Source organism: Variovorax paradoxus B4 (assembly GCF_000463015.1).
Lineage (GTDB): Bacteria > Pseudomonadota > Gammaproteobacteria > Burkholderiales > Burkholderiaceae_C > Variovorax > Variovorax paradoxus_E.
In genome coordinates, this window is record NC_022247.1 from 304,656 (window position 1) to 329,244 (window position 24,589).

At 67.8% G+C, this 24,589-nt stretch carries 21 protein-coding genes; 2 read left to right on the forward strand and 19 right to left on the reverse strand.

The window, feature by feature from the left end; all coding sequences use genetic code 11:
• Positions 1 to 2: 2 nt before the first annotated feature.
• The 3 genes from VAPA_RS01400 to lplT all read right to left on the reverse strand — a co-directional run bounded on the left by VAPA_RS01400 (position 3) and on the right by lplT (position 2,812).
• Complete coding sequence (locus VAPA_RS01400) at positions 3 to 491, reverse strand: glutathione peroxidase (protein ID WP_021004981.1); 489 nt, start codon at positions 489 to 491, stop codon at positions 3 to 5.
• A gap of 13 nt (positions 492 to 504) precedes the next feature.
• Positions 505 to 1,395 (reverse strand): DMT family transporter, encoded by an 891-nt coding sequence (locus VAPA_RS01405; RefSeq protein WP_021004982.1) that lies wholly within the window; start codon positions 1,393 to 1,395, stop codon positions 505 to 507.
• A gap of 112 nt (positions 1,396 to 1,507) precedes the next feature.
• The gene (gene lplT / locus VAPA_RS01410; RefSeq protein ID WP_021004983.1) at positions 1,508 to 2,812 is read right to left on the reverse strand and encodes a lysophospholipid transporter LplT; all 1,305 of its coding nucleotides are present in this window, start codon (positions 2,810 to 2,812) and stop codon (positions 1,508 to 1,510) included.
• Between the two features lie 172 nt (positions 2,813 to 2,984).
• Between lplT and alr the strand changes: the two genes are divergently transcribed.
• Together alr and VAPA_RS01420 are read left to right on the forward strand one after the other, a co-directional pair.
• Positions 2,985 to 4,085 (forward strand): alanine racemase, encoded by a 1,101-nt coding sequence (alr, locus tag VAPA_RS01415; protein ID WP_021004984.1) that lies wholly within the window; start codon positions 2,985 to 2,987, stop codon positions 4,083 to 4,085.
• Positions 4,082 to 4,816, forward strand: a complete 735-nt coding sequence (locus VAPA_RS01420; RefSeq protein WP_021004985.1) for a hypothetical protein — start codon at positions 4,082 to 4,084, stop codon at positions 4,814 to 4,816. The genes alr and VAPA_RS01420 overlap by 4 nt, the downstream gene beginning before the upstream one ends.
• Positions 4,817 to 4,827: 11 nt before the next feature.
• Here the strand turns inward: VAPA_RS01420 and VAPA_RS01425 are convergent, their stop codons facing one another.
• From VAPA_RS01425 to VAPA_RS01500, 16 genes are all read right to left on the reverse strand, one after another.
• Positions 4,828 to 5,805 carry a 2-dehydropantoate 2-reductase gene (locus VAPA_RS01425; RefSeq protein ID WP_021004986.1) on the reverse strand — a complete coding sequence of 326 codons (978 nt, stop codon included), beginning with the start codon at positions 5,803 to 5,805 and terminating at the stop codon, positions 4,828 to 4,830.
• A 1-nt stretch (position 5,806) separates the two neighbouring features.
• On the reverse strand, positions 5,807 to 6,601 hold the full coding sequence (locus VAPA_RS01430) for a class II aldolase/adducin family protein (protein ID WP_021004987.1): 795 nt from the start codon (positions 6,599 to 6,601) through the stop codon (positions 5,807 to 5,809).
• Positions 6,602 to 6,621: 20 nt separating this feature from the next.
• On the reverse strand, positions 6,622 to 7,611 hold the full coding sequence (locus VAPA_RS01435; protein ID WP_021004988.1) for a Bug family tripartite tricarboxylate transporter substrate binding protein: 990 nt from the start codon (positions 7,609 to 7,611) through the stop codon (positions 6,622 to 6,624).
• Positions 7,612 to 7,642: 31 nt separating this feature from the next.
• The gene (ilvD, locus tag VAPA_RS01440) at positions 7,643 to 9,373 is read right to left on the reverse strand and encodes a dihydroxy-acid dehydratase (protein ID WP_021004989.1); all 1,731 of its coding nucleotides are present in this window, start codon (positions 9,371 to 9,373) and stop codon (positions 7,643 to 7,645) included.
• Between the two features lie 19 nt (positions 9,374 to 9,392).
• On the reverse strand, positions 9,393 to 10,214 hold the full coding sequence (hpaI, locus tag VAPA_RS01445) for a 4-hydroxy-2-oxoheptanedioate aldolase (RefSeq protein ID WP_021004990.1): 822 nt from the start codon (positions 10,212 to 10,214) through the stop codon (positions 9,393 to 9,395).
• Between the two features lie 10 nt (positions 10,215 to 10,224).
• Positions 10,225 to 11,028 (reverse strand): 2-oxo-hept-4-ene-1,7-dioate hydratase, encoded by an 804-nt coding sequence (gene hpaH, locus VAPA_RS01450; protein WP_021004991.1) that lies wholly within the window; start codon positions 11,026 to 11,028, stop codon positions 10,225 to 10,227.
• Between the two features lie 4 nt (positions 11,029 to 11,032).
• Positions 11,033 to 11,437: a 5-carboxymethyl-2-hydroxymuconate Delta-isomerase gene (locus VAPA_RS01455; protein ID WP_021004992.1), complete on the reverse strand. Its 405-nt coding sequence runs from the start codon at positions 11,435 to 11,437 to the stop codon at positions 11,033 to 11,035.
• A gap of 35 nt (positions 11,438 to 11,472) precedes the next feature.
• Positions 11,473 to 12,336 carry a 3,4-dihydroxyphenylacetate 2,3-dioxygenase gene (hpaD, locus tag VAPA_RS01460; RefSeq protein ID WP_021004993.1) on the reverse strand — a complete coding sequence of 288 codons (864 nt, stop codon included), beginning with the start codon at positions 12,334 to 12,336 and terminating at the stop codon, positions 11,473 to 11,475.
• Between the two features lie 2 nt (positions 12,337 to 12,338).
• Positions 12,339 to 13,799 carry a 5-carboxymethyl-2-hydroxymuconate semialdehyde dehydrogenase gene (hpaE, locus tag VAPA_RS01465; RefSeq protein WP_021004994.1) on the reverse strand — a complete coding sequence of 487 codons (1,461 nt, stop codon included), beginning with the start codon at positions 13,797 to 13,799 and terminating at the stop codon, positions 12,339 to 12,341.
• Positions 13,796 to 14,569: a fumarylacetoacetate hydrolase family protein gene (locus tag VAPA_RS01470; protein WP_021004995.1), complete on the reverse strand. Its 774-nt coding sequence runs from the start codon at positions 14,567 to 14,569 to the stop codon at positions 13,796 to 13,798. Before VAPA_RS01470 ends, hpaE begins: the two co-directional genes overlap by 4 nt.
• A complete protein-coding gene (locus VAPA_RS01475; protein ID WP_021004996.1) occupies positions 14,566 to 15,201 on the reverse strand; it encodes a fumarylacetoacetate hydrolase family protein in 636 nt (211 codons plus the stop codon). Before VAPA_RS01475 ends, VAPA_RS01470 begins: the two co-directional genes overlap by 4 nt.
• On the reverse strand, positions 15,198 to 15,632 hold the full coding sequence (gene hpaR, locus VAPA_RS01480) for a homoprotocatechuate degradation operon regulator HpaR (protein ID WP_012745410.1): 435 nt from the start codon (positions 15,630 to 15,632) through the stop codon (positions 15,198 to 15,200). Before hpaR ends, VAPA_RS01475 begins: the two co-directional genes overlap by 4 nt.
• Positions 15,633 to 15,740: 108 nt before the next feature.
• On the reverse strand, positions 15,741 to 16,142 hold the full coding sequence (locus tag VAPA_RS01485; protein ID WP_041945972.1) for an Imm8 family immunity protein: 402 nt from the start codon (positions 16,140 to 16,142) through the stop codon (positions 15,741 to 15,743).
• Between the two features lie 2 nt (positions 16,143 to 16,144).
• Positions 16,145 to 20,479, reverse strand: a complete 4,335-nt coding sequence (locus tag VAPA_RS01490) for an RHS repeat-associated core domain-containing protein (RefSeq protein WP_021004998.1) — start codon at positions 20,477 to 20,479, stop codon at positions 16,145 to 16,147.
• Positions 20,480 to 20,514: 35 nt separating this feature from the next.
• Entirely contained in the window at positions 20,515 to 22,098 is a 1,584-nt protein-coding gene (locus tag VAPA_RS01495) for a hypothetical protein (RefSeq protein ID WP_021004999.1), read from the reverse strand.
• Positions 22,099 to 22,105: 7 nt separating this feature from the next.
• Positions 22,106 to 24,490, reverse strand: a complete 2,385-nt coding sequence (locus VAPA_RS01500; protein ID WP_021005000.1) for a type VI secretion system Vgr family protein — start codon at positions 24,488 to 24,490, stop codon at positions 22,106 to 22,108.
• Positions 24,491 to 24,589 lie beyond the last annotated feature (99 nt).

Consider the following 24,589-nt stretch of genomic DNA (forward strand, 5'->3'; position numbering starts at 1 on the left):
GATCAGCCCGCCGCCAGCGCCGCCTCGATGTCGCGCGCGAACGAAGCGGGCGTGTCCAGCGGCGCATAGCGCTTGAGCACCCGCCCGTCGCGGCCGACCAGGAACTTGGTGAAGTTCCACTTGATGGCCGTGCTGCCCAGGAGCCCCGGCTTTTCCTTGGTGAGCCACTGGTAGAGCGGCGCGGCGTTGCTGCCGTTGACGTCGATCTTTTCCATCATCGGAAAGCTCACGCCGTAATTCTTGGTGCAGAAGGCGCCGATTTCCTCGTTGGTGCCCGGGTCCTGCGAGCCGAACTGGTTCGACGGAAAGCCCAGCACCACGAGCCCCTGGCTGGCGTATTTTTCGTGCAGCTCCTCGAGTCCGGCGAACTGCGGCGTGAAGCCGCATTGGCTGGCCGTGTTGACGATCAGCAGCACCTTGTCCCGGAAGGCCGAGAGCTTCACGCTCTTGCCGTCGATCTGCTTGGCTTCGAAGTCGTAGATGCTGGTCATGGCAGTACCTCGGTCAGGTGGGGGACGAAAGGCGATCATCGCCCTGCGCCGGCGTTCGCGCAAACGCCGACCATACGGCCGCCAGCACGATCAGCGCGCCGCCCGCCAGGATCCGTGGATCCATCTGGGCCGCGCCCAGCGCCACGGAAGAGACGCTCGCAAAAAGCACCTCCGACAGCATGATCACCGCCGTGGCGCTGGCCGCCAGCCGGGCCGCGCCGTACTGCAGGCAGACGTTGGCCACCACGAAGCCGGTGCCCAGCAATGCCGCCCATCCGATCCAGCCCGGTTCCGCGGCGAGCGGGGAGCCGAAGGCGCCGAGCAGGGTGCCGGCCGCCGCGGCGATGGCCGCCACCGCCGCGCATCCGCAGAACATGGCCAGCGCGCGCGATTCGCCGGGCGCGTCGCGCAGGTGCCGCAGCACGATGTTGGTCACGGCAAAGCTGAACCCGGCCGCCAGGCCCAGCCAGTCGGGCAGGCTCGAGGGCACCGGCCATTCGACGCCGGGTGTCTTGAGCACCACGGCCACGCCGGTCAGCGCCAGCGCCACGCGCGCGAGCGCGCCGCCGGTGGGCCGCTCGCCCAGCACGGCCCAGCCCAGCAGCACGCTCCACAGCGGCATCAGGTAGAACAGCAGCACCACGCGCACGACGTCGCCCTGCGTCACCGCCCAGTTGAAGCCCAGGTTGGTGAAGCCCGCCGCCAGGCCCAGCAGCACGAGCATCGGATACGCCATGAAGCCGCGCCAGGCATGCCGGCGAAAGAAGCCCATCGCCAGCGAAATCGCCACGTAGATGATGCAGGTGGTCCAGACGGGATGCAGCCCGTGGCTTTCGATCTGCCTGAACGGGAACCAAGAAACGCCCCAGACAAAGGCGTTGAAGATCAGTGCGAGCGCGGGCATGTGGCGGAGTCTTTTTCGTGGAACACCGTGGAACCGGCTTCGCCGGGCCACCGGTGTTGCCCCCGGTGAGGGGTAGGCGAAGCGACACGAAGTGCGCGCAGCCTGGGGGAGGTCAGTGATGCTTGTCGCTACGGGCGATGGCGAGCAGGTGCTCGACTTCTTCGGGGTACTTGCGCAGATTGAGATGATGCCAGCGCTGGATGAGCCACATGCAGCCCGCCACCACGCCGCCGAAGGCGCCGATGGCCGCAAAGGCCGACAGGCCCAGGCCGGTACAGGCGCTGTAGAAGCCGCCGAGCAGCAGGATGCAGGCCTGTTCGTTGAAGTTCTGCACGGCAATCGAGCGGCCCGCGCCCATGAGGTTGTGGCCGCGGTGCTGCAGCAGTGCGTTCATCGGCACCACCAGGAAGCCGCCCAGCCCGCCCAGCAGGATGAGAAAGGGCACCGCGATCCAGACATTGCTGATCAGGTTCATGCTGATGACCAGCACCCCCATGGCAATGCCCATGGGAATCACGCGGGTGGCCATGTCCAGCCGCATGCGCATGGACGCGACGATGGCGCCGACCGCCATGCCGATCGTGACCACGCCGGTGAGCGCCGTGGCCTGGGTGGTGTTGTAGTCGAGCGCGAGCGCGGCCCAGGCCAGCACGATGTACTTGAGGTTGGCGCCCGCGCCCCAGAACAGCGTGGTGGTGGCCAGCGAGATCTGGCCGAGCTTGTCGCGCCACAGGCGTGCGTTGCAGTGCCAGAAGTCGGGCAGCAGCGAGAACATGTTGCGCGCCAGGCCGTGCTGCGGATTGGCGCGCAGCGGCCGCATCTCGACGCCGGTGTGCGGAATGCGCGTGTTGAACCAGGCCGCCAGCACGTAGACGAAGATCAGCACCGAGATCGCCGCCTCGGCCGGCGAATCGACCCCCGTATCGATCAGCGGCATGTCGAAGGACAGCAGCCGGCTCGAGATCGCGTGGCCCACCAGCGAGCCGCCGAGCACGATGCCCAGCAGGATCGAGGCAATCGTGAGCCCTTCGATCCAGCCGTTGGCTTTTACCAACTGCGAAGCCGGCAGCAGCTCGGTCAGGATGCCGTACTTGGCCGGCGAATAGGCCGCGGCGCCAAGCCCCACGATCGAGTACGACAGCAGCGGATGCGAGCCGAACAGCATCATCAGGCAGCCGATCACCTTGATGGCGTTGCTGATGAACATCACCCGCCCCTTGGGCAAGGCGTCGGCGAAGGCGCCCACCAGCGGCGCCAGCACCACGTAGAAGACGGCAAAGATCGGCACCAGCGCCGCCCGCTGCCATTCGGCCGCTCCCGTGCTTCGCATGAGCTCGACCGCCACGACAAAGATCGCGTTGTCGGCCAGCGACGAAAAGAACTGGGCCGACATGATCGTGTAGAAACCGCGCTTCATCGATGGGCTGGCTGGCCAGGGAGGTGCTGGCAGTAGTGAAAAAGTGTCGCGTCTTTTGGGCGAATGGGCGGTTATAGCATGGGGGTACGACAGCGAAATCAGCGTTCCCACCCTGGACGGCCCGGTCCGAGAAGATGCTAAAACCCCATCTGTTCACCATTCGACGCCCACCATGCCGCGCCCCATTCTCGCCACTGTCCACACCGCCGCGCTTCGCCACAACCTCGACCGGGCACGGCGTGCCGCTGTCGATGCCCGCGTCTGGGCCGTGGTCAAGGCCAATGCCTATGGGCATGGCATCGAGCGGGTCTATGAGGGCCTGCGCGGCGCTGACGGCTTTGCGCTGCTCGACCTGGCCGAAGCCGAACGCGTGCGCGCCCTCGGCTGGCGCGGCCCGGTGCTGCTGCTCGAAGGCGTGTTCGAGGCGCGCGACCTGGAGTTGTGCTCGCGGCTCGATCTCTGGCACGCGGTGCACTGCGACGAGCAGATCGACATGCTCGCGGCCCACAAGACACTCAAGCCGCAGCGCGTGTTCCTCAAGATGAATTCCGGCATGAACCGCTTGGGCTTCACGCCCGAGCGTTTCGGCTCGGCCTGGACGCGCCTGAACGCGTTGCCGCAGGTCGACGAGATCTCGCTGATGACGCATTTCAGCGACGCCGATGGCGCGCGCGGCATCGCGCACCAGCTGGAAGTGTTCGACCGCGTCACCCACGACCTGCCGGGCGAACGCTCCATCGCCAACAGCGCCGCAACCCTGCGCCACGCCCGGCAGACCCGCGGCGACTGGGTACGCCCGGGCATCGTGCTGTACGGCAGCGCGCCCGACTTTCCCGAGCACGACGCGGCGCACTGGCAGCTCCAGCCCACCATGACGCTGTCGACCAAACTGATCGGGGTGCAGACGCTGAAGGCCGGCGACACCATCGGCTACGGCTCCAACTTCACGGCCGACGGGCCGCTCACCATCGGCGTGGCGGCGGTCGGCTATGCCGACGGCTATCCGCGCCACTGCAACACCGGCACGCCCGTGCTGGTGAACGGCGTTCGCACCCGCATGGTGGGCCGCGTGAGCATGGACATGATCACCGTCGACCTCACGCCCGTGCCCGACGCGAAGTTCGGCACCGAGGTCACGCTGTGGGGCCGCTCGGCCGTGACCGGCGCGGTGCTGCCCATCGACGAGGTCGCGCAGGCGGCCGGCACGGTCGGCTACGAGCTCATGTGCGCGGTGGCGCCGCGCGTGCCCTTCGCTCCCGCCGACGACGAATGAAGGTCCTCTCCAACTGGCGCTCGGTGCGCCTGTGGGAGACGCAGCTCGAGCGCGACCTGCACCGCAACTACAGCCTGCGCACGCACGGCATCCTGATCGGCACCTTCACGCTGCTGCTGATGTGGGGCGTCTCCGCGCTGCAGATGCATGTGCTGGGCGTGCAGTCGCTGGCGGTGCGCTATTTGCTCACGCTGGGCGTGGGGTATCTGGGTTATCTGCTGGTGCTGCGCTGGTGGGCCAGGCGGCTGGTCGAGAACCGGGCCGACTTCAACGTCGATGCGGGTGACGTCGTCGATGCGGGTGAATTTGCGCTCGATGCGGGCGGCAGCCCGGGAAGCGGCGCCGGCGGCAGCGCACTGTCCGATGCAGCCAGCGGCGCGCTCGATGTGGCGGGCGCTGCGGACGAAGGCGCCGTCATCGTGGTGCCGGTGGTCGCGATCTTCCTGGTCTGCGTGGCCATCGTGCTGGGCGCCGGCTCGCTGGTACTGCTCTACTTCAGCTGGGACGCGCTGCTGGCCGTGGCCGTCGAGGTGGCGTTCTCGTACGTGTCGGCGCGCGCGGCGGTGCGCGTGGCGCGCGAGGGCTGGTTGATGGCGGCCGTGCGGCTCACGTGGAAGCCGCTGCTGGGGGCCGTCGCCTGCGCCGTGATCCTGGGCGCGGTTCTGGACCACTTCATGCCCCAGGTCAATTCCCTGCCCGAGGCGGTGCGTGTCTTGTTGAAGAAGAACTGAATCGGCGGCGCTCAGTACAGCCCGAGCTGCCGCATCTTCAACCGGGCCAGCCCCAGCAGCGCATCGGTGAACGGCGTGGCGACCGCCGTCAGCTCGCCCAGTTCACGCACCACCGTCACCAGCGCATCAAGCTCCACGGATCGTCCGGCTTCCACGTCCTGCAGCATCGAGGTCTTGAACGCGCCGAGCTTCATCGTCACCGCATGCCGGTCTTCGGGGCTCTGCGTGATCTCGATGCCGATGCGGTGTCCGATTTCCTTGGCCTCGAGCATCACGGCCGAGATGAAGCCGCGCACGTGGTCGTCGCCCATGATCAGGTCGGTGGTGACGCCCGTGAGTGCGCTGATCGGGTTCACCGTCATGTTGCCCCACAGCTTGAACCACACGTCCTTCTGGATCTGCGGCGACAGCGTGGTGTCGATGCCGGTACTCTGCAGCAGATCGACCAGTTTCTTCACGCGCGGCGTGGCTTCGCCCGAAGGCTCGCCCACGATCAGCCCGTTGCCGAAGTGATGCCGCACCACGCCCGGCGCATCGAGCGAGCAGCTCGCGTGCACCACGCAGCCGATCACGTTGCGCGATGGAATGGCCCTGGCGATCGCGCCGTCGGGGTCCACCGCTGCAAGGCGGTGACCGGTGATGGCGCCGCCGAAGCCGCCTTCGAGGAACCACCATGGCACGCCGTTCATGGCCACCAGCACGAGGGTGTCGGGTCCGATCAGCGGGCCGATGCGTTCGGCCACGCCGGCCAGCGCCGGCGCCTTCACGGCGATGACCACCAGGTCCTGCACGCCGAGCGATTCGGGATCGGTCACCGCATTGACCGGCACGCGCGTGCGCACGTTGCCCCGCATCAGCGAAAGGCCACCCTGCTGCAGTGCCTCGAGCGTGGCGCCGCGCGCCACCACGTTGAGGCGTTCACCGGCCTGCGCCAGGCCGGCGCCGATCCATCCGCCGATTGCGCCGGCGCCGTAGATGCAGATCTTCATGTCAGTTCTTGTAGCTGGCGTCGATACGGTCGACCTGGCGCACCAGCGCATCGAACACGTCCTGCCCCGCGCCATGCTCGGGGCTGAACTGCAGCGCATCGCGCGTGCAGCGCTGCGCGATCTCCTCGCTCACCGGAATGGCCGCGCCCATCGAGAAGGTGGCCATCTGGATCTCGCAGGCGCGCTGCAGGGTCCAGAGAATCGCGAAGGTCTGCGGCAGCGTCCGCCCCCAGGCCAGCAGGCCGTGGTTGCGCAGGATCACGGCGTTGCGGTCGCCGATGCTCTTGAGCAGGCGCGGGCCCTCGTCGGCATGGATGGTGATGCCCTCGAAGTCGTGGTACGCCACCATGCCGTGCAACTGCGCGGTATAGAAGTTGGTCTGCTGCAGGCCGCCCTGCAGGCAGGCCACGGCCACGCCGGCCGTGGTGTGCGTGTGCATCACGCAGTGCGCGCCGGGCAGGCCGTCGTGGATGGCGGCATGCACCGTGAAGCCGGCCGGGTTCACCGGCCAGGTCGAACCGTCGAGCACCTTGCCCTGCAGGTCGATCTTCACCAGGTTGCCGGCCGTGACCTCGCTGTAGTGCAGCCCGAAGGGGTTGATGAGGAACTGCTTCTCTCCGCCCGTCACGCTGTCGGGCAGCCGCACCGTGATGTGGTTGTAGATCATCTCGGTCCAGCCCAGCATCGCGAACACGCGATAGCAGGCCGCAAGCTGTTCGCGCGCGGCGCGCTCGTCCGGATGGATCGAGGGATGGACAGGCGCCGACGGCGGCACGCGGGTGGCGAGTGTGTTCATTGCAGTTCCTTCATGCAGGTTTATCCCTCCGCGGTGAAGCCGACTTCCTTGACGATCGGCGCCCACTTGGCGGTGTCTTTCTTCAGCAGGTCGGTCAGCTCGCCGGGTGTGGAAGACATGGCTTCCAGCCCGAAGTTGCCGAGGCCTTCGATCACGTCCTTGTGCGCCAGCGCGGTCTTCATGGAGGCGTTCAGCCGCGCTACCAGCTCCGGCGAGGCCTTGGCGGGCAGGAAGAAGGCGAACCATTCGCTGTGCGCCATGTCCTGGATGCCCTGCTCGCCGAAGGTCGGCACGTCGGGCGCGAAGCGGCTGCGCTTGGCACCCGAGACGCCCAGGATGCGCACCTTGCCCGAGGCCAGGTGCTGTGTGATGTCGCCGATGGGCCCCGAGACGGCCGAGATGTTGCCGCCCAGCAGGTCCAGCATGGCCGGCTGCGTGCCGCGGTAGGCCGCATGCTTGAGCTCGACGCCGCCCTTCTTGCCCAGCAGCGCGCCGATGAAGTGCGGCGTGGAGCCCGCGGCCGGCGAACCGAAATTGGCGCCGGCCGGATTGGCCTTGGCCCAGGCCAGGAACTCGGGCACCGTCTTCACGCTGGCGGGCACCGAGGGGCCGACCGCAAAGCCGAAGTCGAAGATGCAGGCGATGCTGACCGGCGTGAGGTCGACCATCGGGTCGTACGGCAGCTTCTTGTAGATGTGCGGGTAGATCGTGAGGATGGAGGTGGGCGTCTGCAGGATGGTGGCGCCGTCGGCGGGCCGGCCCTTCACGTAGCTCACGGCGATCTGGCCGCCCGCGCCGGTGCGGTTTTCCACCACGGCCGACTTGGCGTAGTCGGGGCTGAGCTTCTGCGCGATGCGCCGGCAGGTGGTGTCCGAAGTGCCGCCGGCCGCAAAGCCGGTGACGATGGTGGCGGTTTCGAGCGAGGCTTGCGCGAAGGCGCGCTGGCCCAGGCTGGCAAGCAGCGCCGAGGCGCCGGTGGTCTGCAGCAGCTGGCGGCGGGTGAAGGTCATGGTCTGTCTCCGAGGGGTTGTTGGTTGCGTTTCACGACTCGTCGCGCAGCCAGGTGACTGCGCCCGAATGGGTCACGGCGCCTTGGTAGGCAGGGCGCACGGTGAGCGCGTATTTTTCCAGCAAGCCGCGGTGCGGGACCCCCGCGTTTACCTCACGTCGGGAGAGGCGCTGGGCAATTTCTTCCGCCGTCAGTTCCACCGAAATGCTGCGCGCCCCGGCCCGCGCATCGATGGCCACCATGTCGCCGTCCTGCAGCGCCGCAATCGGCCCGCCGTCGGCCGCTTCGGGCCCCGCATAGCCGATGCACAGGCCGCGCGTGGCGCCCGAGAAGCGTCCGTCGGTCAGCAGCGCCACCTTGTCGCCCATGCCCTGGCCGTAGAGCAGGGCGGTGATGCCCAGCATCTCGCGCATGCCGGGGCTGCCCCTGGGGCCTTCGTTGCGGATCACGATCACGTCGCCGGCTTGGTAGCGGCGGTTCTGCACCGCCGCCTGCGCGTCTTCCTCCGAATCGAAGACGCGCACCGGGCCGCGGTGCACCAGCGCCTGGAGGCCGGCGGTCTTGAGCAGCGCGCCGTCGGGGCAGAGGTTGCCCTTGAGCACGGCCAGCCCGCCGTCGCGCGTGATCGGGTTGCCGGCCGCGCGCACCACGCGGCCGTCGGGTGCCGCGGCATCGGTCAGTTCCTCGGCCAGCGTGCGGCCGGTGAAGGTGAGCGCATCGCCATGCACGAAGCCCTGCTCCATCAGCGTGCGAAGGATGACGCCCGCGCCGCCGATGTAGAACACGTCGCGCGCCAGGTACTGGCCGCCCGGGCGCAGGTCGGCGATGAGCGGCGTGCGCGCGAAGATCTCGGCCACGTCGTCCAGGTGGAACTTGATGCCGGCCTCGTGCGCGATGGCCGGCAGGTGCAGTGCGGCGTTGGTCGAGCCGCCCGTGGCCGAGACCACGGCGCAGGCGTTCTCGAGCGCCTTGCGCGTGACGATGTCGCGCGGCAGGGGGCTGTCGCCCATCACCGCCTTCATGAGGTTCTTCGCGGCGCGGCGCATCAGCGGCGCGCGTTCGCTGAACACCGCCGGCACCATGCTCGAGCCGATGGGCGCGAGGCCCAGCGCCTCGGACACCATGCCCATGGTGTTGGCTGTGAACTGGCCCGCGCAGGCGCCGGCCGTGGGCAGGCAGGCGCGGCTCATGGCGTCGAGCTCTTCGTGCGTGGCGGTGCCGGCCAGCACCTTGCCGATGGTCTCGTAGGTGTCGACCACGTTCAGGTCGCGGCCATCGGGCCCCGGCATCTGTCCCGGCAGCGCCGAGCCGCCATGCACGAACACGCTCGGCACGTTGCAGCGCACCATGCCCATCATCAGGCCCGGCAGGTTCTTGTCGCAGGCGCCGATGGCGAAGATGCCGTCCCACTGGTGGCCGCGCGTGGAGGCCTCGACGCTGTCGGCAATCAGCTCGCGCGAGATCAGCGAGAAGCGCATGCCCGAATGCGCCATGGTGAGCCCGTCGCTCACCGACACCACCGGGCATTCGTGCGGCGTGCCGCCGCCCGCGTAGATGCCGGTCTTGGCGTGCTGTGCCTGCTCGCGCAGGTTGAGGTTGCACGGGCTCATTTCGCCGCCGGTGTGGAACACGCCGATGTGCGGGCGCTCGATGTCCTCGTCGTCCTGCCCCAGCGCATGCAGGAAGCTGCGCGTGGTCGCGCGGATCGTGCCTTCGCGGATGGTGGCGGAGCGGAAGCGCTTGGGATCGGTCGGGGACGTCATGGCGCGGGGCAGATGGGTTTCAGTAGCCGCTGGGCGTCACGGCGCTCGCGGCGTTCTTGTATCTCGACGCCAGCTGCTTCGCCGCCGACGTGAGCAGGATGGTGTCCACGCCCACCGCCACGAACTGCGCGCCGGCGGCCAGCCACTTGCGCGCCTGCTCCTCGGTGGTCGACAGGATGCCCGGCGCCTTGCCGGCCTTGCGGATGCGCGCGATGGCGTCGGCGATCACGGCCTGCACCTCGGGATGGTTCGGCTGGCCCACGAAGCCCATCGAGGCCGACAGGTCGGCCGGCCCGATGAACACGCCGTCCACGCCCGGCGTGGCCGCGATGGCGTCGAGGTTTTTCATCGCTTCCACCGTCTCGGCCTGCACCAGCAGGCAGGTCTGCGCGTTGGCCTCATGCAGGTAGCCGGGGTAGGCCTGCCAGCGCGAGGCGCGCGCCAGTGCGCTGCCCATGCCGCGGATGCCTTCGGGTGGATAGCGCATGCCTTGCACCAGCCGCGCGGCCTGCTCGGCCGTGTCGACCATTGGCACCAGCAGCGTCTGCGCGCCGATGTCGAGGTACTGCTTGATCAGCGTGGTGTCGCCGGTCGGGATGCGCACGATCGGGTGCGAGCGCTCGGACTCGGGTTGCGCCGACCACGTGCTCGAGATGCCCTGCAGCTGCGCGAGCACCGAGCGCACGTCATTGGGCGCGTGCTCGCCGTCGACCAGCAGCCAGTCGAAACCGGTGCCGGCCAGGATCTCGGCCACGTAGCCGTCGGCCAGGCCGACCCAGAGGCCGATCTTCTGTTCGCCGGCCTGCATGGCCTGCTTGAAGGTGTTCAGGGGTGTTTGCATGGTGTGTCTTTTAGATGAGACGAAAGGCAATGCTGCCGAGGGGGCCGTAGTCGGCATGGAAGGTGTCGCCGGGCAGGGCGGTGGTCGGCCGGGTGAACGAGCCGCCCAGCACCACCTCCCCGGCTTCGAGGTGCTCGTCCCACGGCGCGAGCTTGTTCGCGAGCCAGGCCACGCCCGTGGCGGGGTGGTTGAGCACGGCCGCGGCCACGCCCGATTCCTCGATCACGCCGTTCTTGTAGAGCAGCGCGCTCACCCAGCGCAGGTCGACCGCGTCGGGCTTGACCGGCCGGCCGCCCATCACGATGCCGGCGTTGGCCGCGTTGTCGGCAATGGTGTCGAACACCTTGCGCGGCGCCTTGGTGTGGCGGTCGAACTGCTCGATGCGCGCGTCGATGATCTCGATGGCCGGCACCACGTAGTCGGTGGCGGCCAGCACGTCGAAGATGCTCACGTTCGGGCCCTGCAGCTTCTTGCCGAGCACGAAGGCCAGCTCCACCTCGATGCGCGGCGCGATGAAGCGCTTGAATGGAATGTCGCCGCCCTGCTCGAAGAACATGTCGTCGAGCAAGGTGCCGTAGTCGGGCTCGTCGATCTGGCTCGACTGCTGCATGGCGCGCGAGGTCAGGCCGATCTTGTGGCCCTTCACGACGCGGCCTTCAGCGATCTTCTGCCTGACCCATTCGCGCGAGATGGCATAGCCGTCCTCGATGGTCATCTCGGGAAAGCGCCTGGAGAAATGCTCGACCTGCACGCGCGATCTTTCGCTTTCGTGCAGTTCGGCCGCGAGCCTGGCGATGGTGTCGGCAGTGAGCATGGTGCTACTTGTTGAAAAGAGGATGCAGGTTGCTGTGCTTGCCGTCGTACACCTGGCCCGGGCTTTCGTCGATCTGCAGCGTGATGCCGATGTGGCGCTTGTCGAAGATCGGTTCGAAATGCGCGCGCACGTCGGCCAGCAGTTCGTCGCCGGCCTTTTTCTTCACGGCCTCCGAGCGCCCCGCGGCCATGCGGATGTTGAGGTACACGAAGGCGTAGTCGGCCTTGCCGTCGGCCACCGCGTAGTGCGCGGCGGGGTAGGCCAGCACGCGCGTGCCGCCGATGGGGAACACCGGCTTGCCGGCCTCGTCGCGCTGCGCGAGCATGGTGTCGGCCAGCGTGCGGCACAGCGCCGACATGTCGGTCTCGGCTTCGATGTTCGGGGTGTAGAGGATGACGAGATGGGGCATGGCGTGTGTTCAGGCGGTGTATTCGGACGGTGTGCTCAGACGGGAAGGGGCGTGACCGGGAAGATCGCGTTGATCTGCCCCGTGCCCGAGCTGCCGAAGTAGGGCGTGACCACCTCCACCGGCGCGGTGTAGCGGTCCCAGCCCAGCAGGCCCAGCAGCATCGCGGTGTCGTGCATGTCGCCTTCGCCCCAGCACTTCTCGGCGTACATCGGCAGCATGCCGACGAAGGCCTGCCAGTCGCCGGCCTTCCACAGCTCGACCACGCGGCGGTCCACCTGCTCGAGGAAGGGGTCGTACACCTTGTGCATGAACTCCGGCGCGTGGCCGTTGTCGGCAAAGTGATGCGAGAGCGAACCGCTCGCGAACACCGCCACCGTGCCCTCGTAGCGCTCCTCGATCGCGCGGCGCACCGCCAGGCCGAAGCGGCCCGACTCGGTGAGGTCGTGCCAGTCGCACCAGCCGCTGATGCTGATGACCTTGTAGTGCTGGTCGGCGTTCATGTAGCGCATCGGCACCAGCGTGCCGTACTCGAGTCCGAGCGTGGTGTCGCTGTGCGCGCGGCTCTTCACGCCCATCTCGTTGGCCATGTCGGCGATCAGGTGGCCCAGCGCCGGGTTGCCCGGGTAGGCGTAGGGCATGTTCTTGATGAAATGCGGCAGCTCGTTGCTGGTGTAGGTGCCGCCGAACTTCGGGCCGCAGTTGATGTGGTATTCGCTGTTGACCTGCCAGTGCACGTCGAACACCACGATGGTGTCCACGCCGAGCGTGCGGCAGCGCCGGTCGATCTCCTTGTGGCCGTTGATTGCGGCCTCGCGGCAGCCGAAGTTCGGTCCCGGGAATTCCGAGAGGTACATCGACGGCACGTGCGTGATCTTGGCAGCGAGTGCGAGCGTTCCCATGGTCAGGCTCCCCAGTGCGGAATGTGGTGCGAGCCCATCGACACCGCAACGTTCTTCGGTTCGCAGAACACCTCGTAGCTCCAGGTGCCGCCCTCGCGGCCCGTGCCCGAGGCCTTGGTGCCGCCGAAGGGCTGGCGCAGGTCGCGCACGTTCTGGCTGTTGACGAAGCACATGCCGGCTTCTACGGCAGCGGCCACGCGATGCGCCTTCCCGATGTTCTCGGTCCACACGTAGCTGCTCAGGCCGTAGGGGATGTCGTTGGCGAGTTCGATGGCGTGCGCCTCGTCCTTGAACGGGATCAGGCAGGCGACCGGGCCGAAGATCTCGTCCTGCGCGATCTTCATGCGGTTGTCGACGTCGGCAAAGACGGTGGGCATCACGTAGTTGCCCTTCTTCACACGGTCCGGCAGGTTCGATGGCGCCTCGAGGCCGCCGCACAGCAGCGTCGCGCCTTCCTTCGGGCCGAGTTCGATGTAGCTGCGCACCTTGGCCAGATGCGCCTGCGAAATCATCGGCCCGACGATGGTCTTCTCGTCGAGCGGGTCGCCCACGGTGATGCGCCTGGCGCGCTCGGCGAACTTCGCGGCGAAGTCGGCGTAGATCGACTGCTGCACCAGGATGCGCGAGCCGGCGGTGCAGCGCTCGCCGTTGTTGCTGAAGATCATGAACACGGCCGCGTCGAGCGCGCGGTCGAGGTCGGCGTCCTCGAAGATCACGAACGGGCTCTTGCCGCCGAGTTCCATGCTGAACTTCTTCAGGCCCGCGCTCTTCACGATGCGGTTGCCCGTGGCGGTGGAGCCGGTGAACGAAATCGCGCGCACGTCGGGGTGCGCCACCAGCGGCTCGCCGGCCTCCTTGCCGTAGCCGTGCACCAGGTTCAGCACGCCGGGCGGGATGCCCGCTTCGAGCGCCAGCTCGCCCAGCCGTGCGGCCGTGAGCGGCGAGAGCTCGCTCATCTTCAGCACCGCCGTGTTGCCGAAGGCCAGGCAGGGCGCGACCTTCCAGGTGGCCGTCATGAAGGGCACGTTCCACGGACTGATCAGCGCGCACACGCCCACCGGGTGGAACAGCGTGTAGTTCAGGTGCGTGGGCGTGGGGTAGGTGTGGCCGTCGACGCGCGTGCACATCTCGGCGAAGTAGTAGAAGTTGTCGGCCGCGCGCGGGATCAGCTGCTTGCCGGTCTGTGCGATGACCTGGCCGCAGTCGTCGGTCTCGGTCTGCGCGATCTCGGGCACGTGCTTGGCGATCAGGTCGCCGAGCTTGCGGATCAGCTTGGCGCGCTCGGGCGCGGGCAGGCCGGCCCACTTCGGGAAGGCCTCCTTGGCGGCGGCCACGGCCGCGTTCACTTCGGCCTCGCCGCCGGAGGCGACTTCGGCCAGCACCTCCTGCGTGGCGGGGTTGACGGTTTCGAAGTAGTCCTTGCCGGCGACGCGCTGGCCGGCGATCAGGTGATCGACTCTCATGCTTTTCCTTGGATGGTGTTGATCAGCGCGCCGACGCGCTCGATCTCGCAGATGACCACGTCGCCCGGCTTGCAATCGACGACCCCGTCGGGCGTGCCCGTGAGGATCAGGTCGCCCGGCGACAGCGTCATGAAGCGGCTGAAGTACTCGACGAGGAAGGGCGCATCGAAGATCATGTCGCGCGTGTTGCCCTGCTGCGTGACGGTGCCGTTCACCGTGGTCTTCAATGCGAGCGCCATCGGATCGGGCACGTCGGCCGCATCGACGAACCAGGGCCCCAGCGGCGTGCAGGTGTCGCGGTTCTTCACGCGCAGGTTGGGGCGGTACCAGTTCTCGAGGTAGTCGCGAATGGCGTAGTCGTTGGCGACCGAGTAGCCGCCGATGAAGTCGTAGGCGTCGGCCCGCTTCACGTTCTTCGCGGTCTTGCCGATCACGATGGCGAGTTCGCACTCGTAGTGCATGAACTGCACGCCGGCCGGCCGGTGCGTGAACTGGCGGTGGCCGATCAGCGTGCTCTGGCCCTTGACGAACACCAGCGGTTCCTCGGGCGCCTTGAACTCGAGTTCCTTCGCATGGTCGGCATAGTTGAGGCCGAGCGCGAGGATGGTGCGCGGGCGCGGCGTGGGCGCGAGCGGCGGCAGCCACGTGAGCTGTTCCTGCGGCACGATGCGGCCGTCGTCCAGCCGCACGGCGGCATCAGGCTGGCCGTTGAATTCGTGCGCGGTGCCAGTGTGCTCGCGGCCTTCGAAGATGACGCGTGCGTGCTTCATGCGGCGGCCTCCTGCACCAGCGTGTTGCGGAGGGTTTCGAACCCGGGCGCGGAGATCTCGATGCGGTCGCCCGCACGCGCCAGCGGCCGGCCGGCATCGCAGCCCAGCATCAGCACGTCGCCATGCGCGAGCGTCATGAACTCGCCCACGTCGGTGAGCAGCTGCTGCGCCGGACGCACGAGCTGCGAGAAGTCGATCGACTGCTTCAACGCGCCGTTGATGCGCACCTCGACGCGAAAGCCCGCGGGGTCGGCCACCTCCTGCGCATCGCGCAGCGCCGGGCCGACGCCAAGGAACCCGTCGACGCACTTGAACTTCACCGGCGGGCGGAAGAAGCTCGGATGCGGAATCGAGAGGTCGTTCATCAGCACGAAGCCTTCCACGTCGCCCTCGGCGCCGATCACCATGCCGATGCTCGCGCCGATCTCCACCTCCGGCACGGACGAGGGCACCGTGATGGCGCTGCCGTGCGGGCTCCAGGTGTTGGCGGTCTTCACGTAGAGCACGGGTGCCTTCGGCGGTGCCTTGTACGGTGGCTGAGTCATCTGCGGCGCGAGCGCATCGAGCTCGGCGCGGAAGTTCAGCAGCGTGCCGTAGACCGTGCCGGTCGGCAGGAAAGGGGAGGGGGTCATTCGGGCTGCTCCAGCGCGATCAGTTCGTCCAGCAGTCCATACAGCTGCGTCAGTTTGGTCTTGCCCAGCGACTGCTCCAGCCACTGGTAGTGCGACTCGATGCTCGAGGACAGCTTCTTCACCAGCTTCATACCGTGCGCTGTGGCCTCGACCACGGTGCGGCGCTGGTCCTCGGGGTCGCGGCTGCGGGTGATGAGGTCGTCGCGCTCCATGCGTGCGAGCACGCCGGTGAGGCTGGGCCCGAGGATGAATGCCTCGCGCGCCACCCGGCCGGTTTCCACCGCGCCATGCTCGCCGAGCACGCGCAGCACGCGCCACTGCTGGTCGGACAAGGCGTGCTCGCGCAGGCTGGGCCGCGTGTGGGCCATGACGGCTTCGCGCGCCTGCAGCAGAAGGCGCGGGAGGTTGCGGTGGGTGAAGGTGCTGGCCACGGGATGCGTCTTGCAGATTATTTAATATATTAAATGATCCGTTGTGGAGAGGCCAGCGGGCAACCGGGAAAACCCGCATCGGGTGCGAAGTGGAGCGATCGGGGACCGCTACCTGTACTTGATGTCCTCGTACTCCCAGAAGAACTTCCTGCGCAGACATTCGAGCGACTCGTTCCATGTCGATCGTTCGCAGGACGCCACTCTTCTCGCCAGCGTTTCGCGCACCTCGTTCCAGTCGTAGTGGTCGACAACGACCAGTGCGTCCGTCACAAAGGTCTTTGCCCTTTCTTGCATGGCCGAGAAGAACTTCAGCATCTCGCCTTTGTGGTGCGCTTCCAGGCCCTCCGGTGTCGCGAGAAGCAGCTGAAAGATGTGGGCACCCGGCACGCCCGCTTCGCCGATCTCCAGTTCAAGCATCTCGTAGACATCGGCGGGCGAGGCGGGGTGCCATGCGCGCAGGTCCTCGATGTCAACGCCCTGGAGGCTACGGATTTCAAGGCGCATCGTCATTTTCAAGGCTCCACATCGACGTGAACGTTCGCTTGGTAGGGGCGCGTCGCCCCTGGCGCTATCGGTCCCTTGACCGGATCTCGATCCTCGAAATTCACCTGCCAGCCGGTCATGGAGTAGGGTTGTTTGCTGTCCGGATGAATATTCTTCCCCTGGTCGGTCGGTTTCCGGCTGGGGCCACGCACCTTTCGACAGCCGTCTGCGGATCTCAGCAGCCACACTCCCTTTATCGTCGTTTCCTTGAAGCCCGGGCCTACGAATTCTTCCGCCAGTTCACGAGCTTCCGCCTGTGTCAGGCGTGCAGTGATCTGCGCGTTGTAGCTCTTGCCCGAGGCATGCCGCTTCTTGGAAAGCCCTCTGATCTTATTCAGCCGGGCCCGTTGCCGCTTCGACAGGCATCGGAGGCCCAGCGGGTCGATCCAGCCCAGCGCGTTCGGGGCGAACTGGTAGAAGTTCTCTCCTCCAGCCAGGCCAATGGGGTCCTGACTGATGAAGGCGCCAATGTGCGGGTCGTAGTACCTGTTCCTGTTGTAGTGGAGACCTGACTCTTCGTCGAGGTACTGCCCCTGGAGGCGGATCGGGTTGCTGATTCTCCCGACGCGATCCTCAATGGATTCGCCCCAGCCCGTGGGTCTGGCGGACCAGATCACTTCACCCGACGCGTCGGTCAGGCGGCTGGGCGTGCCGTTGGGTTCGACGTGGTAGTGGGCGACGCACTTCGCCGGCTGCCGCGATGGGTCGGAAGCCGCATCGACGAGGCCGTCGATCAGGGCGAGCGGCACATGGGTCCCTGGGTAGAACAGGTACTCGCGCAGGCGCTCGCATGGCACCTGGGGGCCATGCCGATGCCGCGTACGCCTACGGTGCAACGCCGCAACTTCGCCGTTCTCCTGAAGCGCCGTTTGTTGGCCATGGGGCTGGCGCACTTCGCCCAGCAACGCATCCCCGTCCCAGAAAAACCAGATCGTGTGCGACGCGCTGCGTTTGAACACGCGGCGGCCCATGCTGTCGTATCCATAGTGAGTAACGCTGTTGCCGCGGCGGCTTTCGATCAACCGGTGGTTGGCATCCCAAACCATTTCAAGGTCGTCCGGTGACGCCTGTTCCGGGTGGCCCTGGCGGACGAGATCGCCTGCCCGGTCGAAAACGTAGTGCACGCCGTCACAGGTGCCTTCTCGTGTCCACTGCTCCTTGCTTCCTTCCGCGCCTCCGGAGGAACTGCGTGCTGGTGTCCGGCGGACTGAAGTTCGCAGGCGGTCGCTTGCCGCGTCATGCGGAAAGTGCCTGGCCTTTCCTGCGGGATCGATATGCTGCAGCAGGCGGCCCAACACGTCGTAGCCATACTCGTCGCTGCCGGCGTCGCTGTCGCGCCGGCGGGTGAGGTTTCCTGTGCGGTCGTAGTCATACTGGGTGCTGAACAGCGGCGCTGCATCCCTGAGTACTGTCTGCGCCGTCAGTTGGTCATGCGCGTCGTAGCGGGCTTGGCGCACGACGTGTTCGCTCAACCGTTCCCGCGCGATTCGGCCGAGGACATCGCGCTCGATGAGAATCGGCACCTCGTCGTTGATGCCGACCGTCACCACCTGATCGCGCGCGTCATGATCCATGGTCACGCGATTGCCAGCCGAGGTTTCCCGCAGGGTGCAGTTGCCTGCCTCATCGTATCGGTAGGTGATGCGAAACCCGTTCTGCGACTCTTCCAGCAGGCGGCCGGCGGTGTCGAACCGGCGCCGAACGTGCGCAGCGCTGTTGCGCATCTCGACCAGCTGTCCGCTGCGGTCATAGGAAAAATTCTCCTCCAGCTGAGAGCCGGCGTGCAGCGGATCGCCCAAGGTCTTGCGCGTGATGCGGCCCATCTTGTCGGTCGCAAAGGTGATGCGTTGCCCGAGCGGGTCCACCGTGCTGCCCAGATGGCCGGCAGCGTTGTATTCGTAGTGGCGCGATTGGCCCCAGAAATCGACTTCCTCGACGACGCGCCCCAGCGCATCGCGCCGCAATGCATAGCGCTCGCCCCGCTGATTGGTTAGGCCGACGAGCTGTTCTTCGGTGTCGTAGTGGTAATGCAAGACATGGCCGTCGGGCAGGATGCGCCGGCTGACTTCGCCCAGGCCCACGTACTCCACGCGTGTTTCTGCGCCGGCTTCGTCGACGTGGAGGACCAGTTGGTCTTCGGCGTCGTAGCCATACTGGATCTGCAAGCCATCGGGGTGCTCGATGCGCAGCAGCCGCCCTTTGGCGTCGCACCGGTAGCGCCTCTTCTGGCCCAGCGCGTCGGTCTGGCTCAGAAGCCGGCCCAGCGCATCGTGCTCATAGTGGCTGGTGTGACCCAGCGAATCGGTCAGGCTGTCCAACTGGCCATGCCGGCTGTAGCGCAGCTGCGTGATTGCGCCGCGCGCATTGACGTGGCGTACCAACTGGCCATGGCGGTCGTGCTCGAAGCGAGTGACGGCGCCGAGCGGGTCGCTCTGGCTGAGCGGCAGCCCGCACGCGTCCCACGCCGACTGCCAGCGGTGGCCCAGCGGATCGACCACGGCGAGCAGCCGGTCGTCGTCGTCGTACTCGCAGCCGATGGTGCTGCCGTCGGCTTGTCGCAGGTTCAGCAAATTTCCTCGCGCGTCGTAGCTGAAGCCGGTGCGCAGTCCTTCTGGCTCGGTGACCGCCACGGTCCGCCCCACATCGTCGTACTCAAAGGTCGTCACGCCATCCAAAGGGTCGATCTCGGCCAGCGGCAGCCCCGCCTCGTCGAACTTGACCACCGTGAGATGCCCGAGCGAGTTGGTGACCTCGGTCTGCCGCAGCGCCGCGTTGTAAGCGAAGCGGTAGTCATGCAGCCCGCCGTCGCCCCAGGCGTGCACCACCCGCCACTGCTCGTCGTACGCGTAGTGGAAGGACAGGCCCGTGCGATCCGTGTGGCGCGCCATGCGGTGCTGCAGGTACGCGAATTCGCGCGCAGCGCCCAGCGCGTCGATGGCCGCCAGCAGGTCGCCGTCGGCATGGCGGTAGCGCACCAGCGGATGCTCCTGTCCGGTGGCCGGGTCGCGCAGTGCCATGGACTCGATGTATCCGCTGCGCGACTGCACCTCGATGCTGCGGCCCGGCAGGCCGTCCATGCCGCTTTCGGCGATGCGCACCAGATCGCCGCCTTGGCGCACGAAGCGCCAGTGGTTGCCACAGGCATCCTCGATGCGCGTGATGGGCAGGGGCGTGGCCTGCAGCGCTCCTTCGGGCGACAGCGCCTCCTCGAAGTGGTAGCGCAGGCCGTCTTTGAAGCGCACCACCAGTTCGCCGCCCTGGCGCATCAGCCGCGCCCCGTCCACCACGTCGAGCACCTGCTGTCCCTCGGCCTGCGGCAGCGCAGGGAACAGCGCGAACTCTTCCGGTCCCTGCAGGCTGAGCAGGCCGTCGGCTTCCACCATCAGGCGCACATCCGCCGGGGTCTGCCAGCCCCGGCCGCAGTGGCCGTCCAGGCTGTGGTCGCGCGATGCATAGACGCGCGTCCAGCTCAGCGGCAGGCGCCCCGGAATGCTGAAGTCCTCGTGCGTCACCGAGACGCTGCCATCGCGAATGTCCACCGGCTCGGCGCGCAGCACCTGGCACTTGAGGAAGCCCGGCGGCATGTTCTTGAACACGCGCCGTGCGACGCGCGTGTAGGCCCGGCCCAGCGCCTTGAACAGCCCGCGCTGGATCATCGCGCCCCACGAGATGGTCGGCGGCCCGCCCACGAAAACCTGCGGTGGAATGGCGACGTTGAAGGTGGTCGGCAGCATCAGGCTCAGCCGCTGGGGCTTGACCGCCTTCTTCTTGCGCAACGGCGGCACCAGGCCCACGACGTTGCAGGCCAGCACCGGCACGCTGATGCGCGAGAAGGGCTCGCCGTCGGCCAGCACGATGCGACTGCCCATGAAAAGCTCGTCCTCGAACTGCGGGCCGCCGGGCCCCTTGATCACCGGCATGGGGGCGCCGACGAGGATGTGGAAGTCCACGCCGCCCGTGCCGGCGTTGGCCCGGCGCACGCCCGCCACCTCGACGGTGGCGCCGAGCGGAAAGGGGATGCTCGCGGGCATCTCGCCGCCGCCGGCCGGCGCGCCCGGTGGCGCCGGAACCTCGGGGGCGGCGGTGCTTTCGCCGATGGTGTCCAGGCCCGCCTGCATGGCGCCGTCCACGGCCGTCATGCCTTTCACGATCGGGTTTTCGGGCGAGACCTGGATGGTCGGCAGGTAGTCGAACGGGTCCATCACGATGCCGATGTGCACCGTGGGCCACACGCCGGGCGGCGCCAGGTAGGTGTGGGCATCGATGCCCAGCTGGGGGTCGAAGTGCTTGGCCGCGAAGAACAAGGGGCTTTCTCTCCGGAGTGTGGGGGCGGCGCGACTCAGGCTGCCTCGACGAAGGGCTGCGGATCGGGCAGGCGGGTGAACGCGGGCGGCTCCCGCCATTCGTCGACGCCCTGGTCCAGCGGATGGCTCACGTGCGGCAGCCCGCTCCAGGCCGGGTCGAGCCACTGTCGGCCCAGGGCGATGACGGTGCGGAACACCTCCTCGCCGCCCTGGACCCGCTTTTCGCGCTCGCGCAGCTGGGTCTGGAACGCCTGCTCGTAGCGCTGCGCCAGCTGTGCCTCGATGGCGTCGATCGCAGGCCGTGGCGGCCGGTCGCCCAGCCGATGGCCGGCCAGGTCCGCTTCGACCGCGGATGCGCGCGCGTCGCGTTCGTAGCTGTCGGCGCAGCGCGCGATGCGCTCGCAGCGCCTGGGGTCCTGCATCACGAGCATGTCGTGGAGCAGCTGCGGCACGGTGCTGTGGGGGCGGTCGGCGTCGGCCATGGCGCGTGCCTCGCGGATGCCGGCCAGCGCCGAGGCCCACGCCCGGTCGCGGTCGCCGGCGCCGCGCCAGGCCTGGGCCGCGGCGCGGTGGCCTTCGACGGCGAACATGCTGTGGGGCACGCGGCGGGCGGCTTCGGCGGCCTGCTCGAACGCATGGGCGGCCTGCTTCATGTCGCCCGCCGCGGCCCAGGCCCCGCCTTCGGCCATCCAGCCTTGCATGAACAGCGTGGCGCCCATGGGGTTGCCGGCCTGCGCCGCCTCGGCCGCTGCGTCGCGGGCCCGGCGGTAGCGCGTGATCGATGCGCCGAAGTCGCGCGCCTGTAGCCAGGCGCCGCCCACCATCATGTCCAGCACGGCGCGCTGGTCGGCCCAGCCGTTGCGCGTGGCCAGCCGCAGGGCGCGTTCGCCCGCGGCCTCCACCCCGGCCGCGTCGCCCTGGCGCAGCAGCGACAGCATGTCGGCATAGAGTTGGCGAAAGAGGGCCACGCCGCTGCCCCCGCCGCCGCTCTGGGCGGCGATCTCGCGCGCGGCCTCGAGGATGTCCAGCGGCGCATCGACCACGCGCATCGCGCCCGCATGCCGCTCCACCAGCGGCTGCCAGGCGCGCGAGTCGCCGTCGTCCACCAGCACCAGCCGCAGCAGGCCGGCTTCCTGCGGCGGCACGGGCGTCTGCATCGCCGCATCGAACCAGCGCTCGAAGCAGTCCGCGTCGCTCACGCTGCCGGGCTGCAGCACGACGGACATGCGCTGGCAGCGCAGGTGCCGCGCCAGCGAACAGCCGGTTTCCACGAAGCCGGCGGCGCTGTCCCAGCCGGGCCGGTCCTCTTCGTCCCAGCGGTCCGCGACACCCTGCTTCACGAGCTGCGGCCGGTTGTGCCTGTAGGTGTCGATCAACTGCTGCCGCAGTTCGCGGCTGTAGCGAAAACCGGTCTCGAAGGCCGTGTCCAGCCGCAGGAAGAGATCGGGCGTGCTGTATTCGCTGTCGACCATCTGGAGGGTGAAGAAGGCCTCCAGCATGCGCTGCGAGTCGGGTGGCGCGCGCAGCACGATGGCGCGCAGGGCCGCGTCGTCGGTGCGCTCCCACCACAGGTCGTGCAGCTGCGCCATGCGCTTCTCGACGGGGTTGCGTGTCGACACGGCGGCCTCAGCAGTTCAGGAAGATCTTGGTGCCGTTGACCGTGACGCCGGCGTCGTCCAGCATCAGGGTCGCGCTGCCGGCGCGCAGCACGATGCGCCCGGGCGTGACCTCCACCGTCGTGCCCTCGACGTCGAGCACCACGCTGGTCGGGCTCGCGTGCGTCATGGCGCCGGAGGAAAAAGCGTCCAGCGTGCCGCCCTCGGCGCTCACGCCGACGTTGGTCGAGGCCACGGCGGAGAAGTCCCCGCCTTGCGCGAACAGGCCCATGTTGAGGGCGGCCGTTCCATAGATGTTGGCGGCCGAGCTGGTCAGGGAGAGGTCGCCTTGCGAAGTGGCCGAGGCCGGGCCGGCCGGCACGTTCAGCGCCATCGCGTCGTTGTACGTGCCGATGTGCGACTTGGCGGAAACCTGGTAGGCCTGGCCGATGGTGGTGGTCTGCCCGAGGGCGACGTTCCAGCTGTCGGTGTCCTGGGCCGTGACGGTGCGGGCCTGCGTCACCGTCAGCGAATCCGTGCCCGTGACCGACGTGTTCTGGTTGCCGCTGACGCTGGCGGTGCGGTTGGCCTGGGCGGTGTGGGTCTGGTCGCCCGTGACAGTGAGGGCCTCGGTGCCGGTGACCGAGTGGCTGCGGTTGGACTTGACGGTGACCGTCTCGTCGCCGTCCACCGTCTCGGCTCGCTTGCCGTGGACCGTGATCGTCTCGTTGCGGTCGACGGTTTCCGTGCGGTCGTTCTTGATGTGATTGGTTTCGTCGTGGTCGACGGTCTTGGTGCGGTCGCGGCCCACCGTGTGCATCTCGTCGTTCTCGACCTCGATCAGCTGGTCCTTCTCCGCATGCAGCCAGAGTTGCTCTTCGCCCTTCTTGTCCTCGAAGCGAAGGGCATTCGCGTTCTCGCCGGTCCCGCCTTCGGAGCTGCGCGACAGCAGGCCGCTTTGCGTGGCATTTGCCGGCAGCTCCCACGGCGGCATGTTGTCCGCGTTGTAGACGCGGCCGGTGATGATCGGCCGGTCCGGGTCGCCGTACTCGAAGTCGACCACCACCTCCTGGCCGATGCGCGGAATCTGCATGCCCCCGAAGTTGGTGCCGGCCCACGGCGAGGACACCCGGACCCAGCACGAGCTGCTTTCGTCCTTGGTGCAGTAGCGGTTCCAGTGAAAGCCGAGCTTCACGCGCCCGTACTGGTCGGTCCAGATCTCGCGGCCCGCGGGGCCGGTGACCACCGCGGTCTGCGGCCCGGTGGTGCGCGGCTTGGTCGCGTCCGGGGTCGCGCGGAAGACGTTGCTCGCCGGGATGACCTCGAACTCGACGTTGCACTGGAACTCTTCCTGCCCCGTCGTGTCGCCCGCCTCCTGCAGGGACAGGCGTGCCGCGGTGACGAGGTAGTCGGCGTTCGCGCTGTCCTGCGGATGATCGACCAGCGTGAAGCGATGGCCGGCCGCCACGCCCCGCAGGTTGCCCGCGCCGCTGGCGACCTGCCCCGGCGCGCCGGCTTCTTCCATGCGTGCACGTGCGAGCTGTTCGCCCTCGGATTCCACGGCGTAGTTCCCGGGCCACGCGAACACTTCCCGCGTGCTGTGCTGCGTGCGCCGCGGCATGGCCCGGGTCTGCGTGAGGTCCGCCTTCGGTCGCGTGAAGTCGAAGTCGCCCGTGACCCACTTGCCGCTTTGCAGGCCTTCGGCCAGCCGGAAACGATGGCAATGCTCCTCGTTGGACGATGCCTGCATGGCACTGAAAGGAACCTGCTCGTAGCCGCCTGCCGGGAAGGGCCGGTGCGACTGCATGTCGTCGACGATCACCATCGTGTGGCTGGACTCGTCATGCTCGAAGTAGTAGTACAGGCCCCACTCGTGCAGCAGACGGCTGACGAAGTCGTAGTCCGTCTCGCCGTACTGGACCACGAACTCGCGCGCGGGATAGCTGCCCGTGGCCCGGACCGAAAGCGCAAAGCCGTACGCGCCGAGCACTTCGCCGACCGTGTCGAGCACGCTGTTGTTCTGGAAGATCCTGAAATCCCGCGTTCGCTGCGCCAGGCTCAGCCAGGGCTCGATGACGACCTCGTAGAGCGCGCGCCTGCTCTCCAGGCGCAGGAAGCGGGCGCGTGTCACCAGGCCGGAGATGTGGCGCTCCTGCCCCGCCCCGCCAGTGCGTCCGTCGAGCAGGACGTGCACGCTGAACTCCTCGCCGATCAGGGGCTTGAGCTTGACGTTCGCCGCCGAGCGCGCGTCGATGTCCGGCGACTCCGGCGTGGTCAGCGTGATGGTGTAGCTGTAAGGACGGCTGAGGGCTTCTTCCCCCTCCAACCGCATCGGTTCAAGTGCATCCATGCCTGCGAACGTGGGCATGGCGCTGGAAGTTGCGGCGAGCTTGCGGCCGCGGTTGAAGGCGGACATGGCGTTGAGACTCCCTGGATTGGGCCCATGGGTGCGCAAAGGACCCGGGCCCCGCTTCTTTTTCCGAGCGTGTTCGGAAAAGTCTCCGTCTACGCCAAG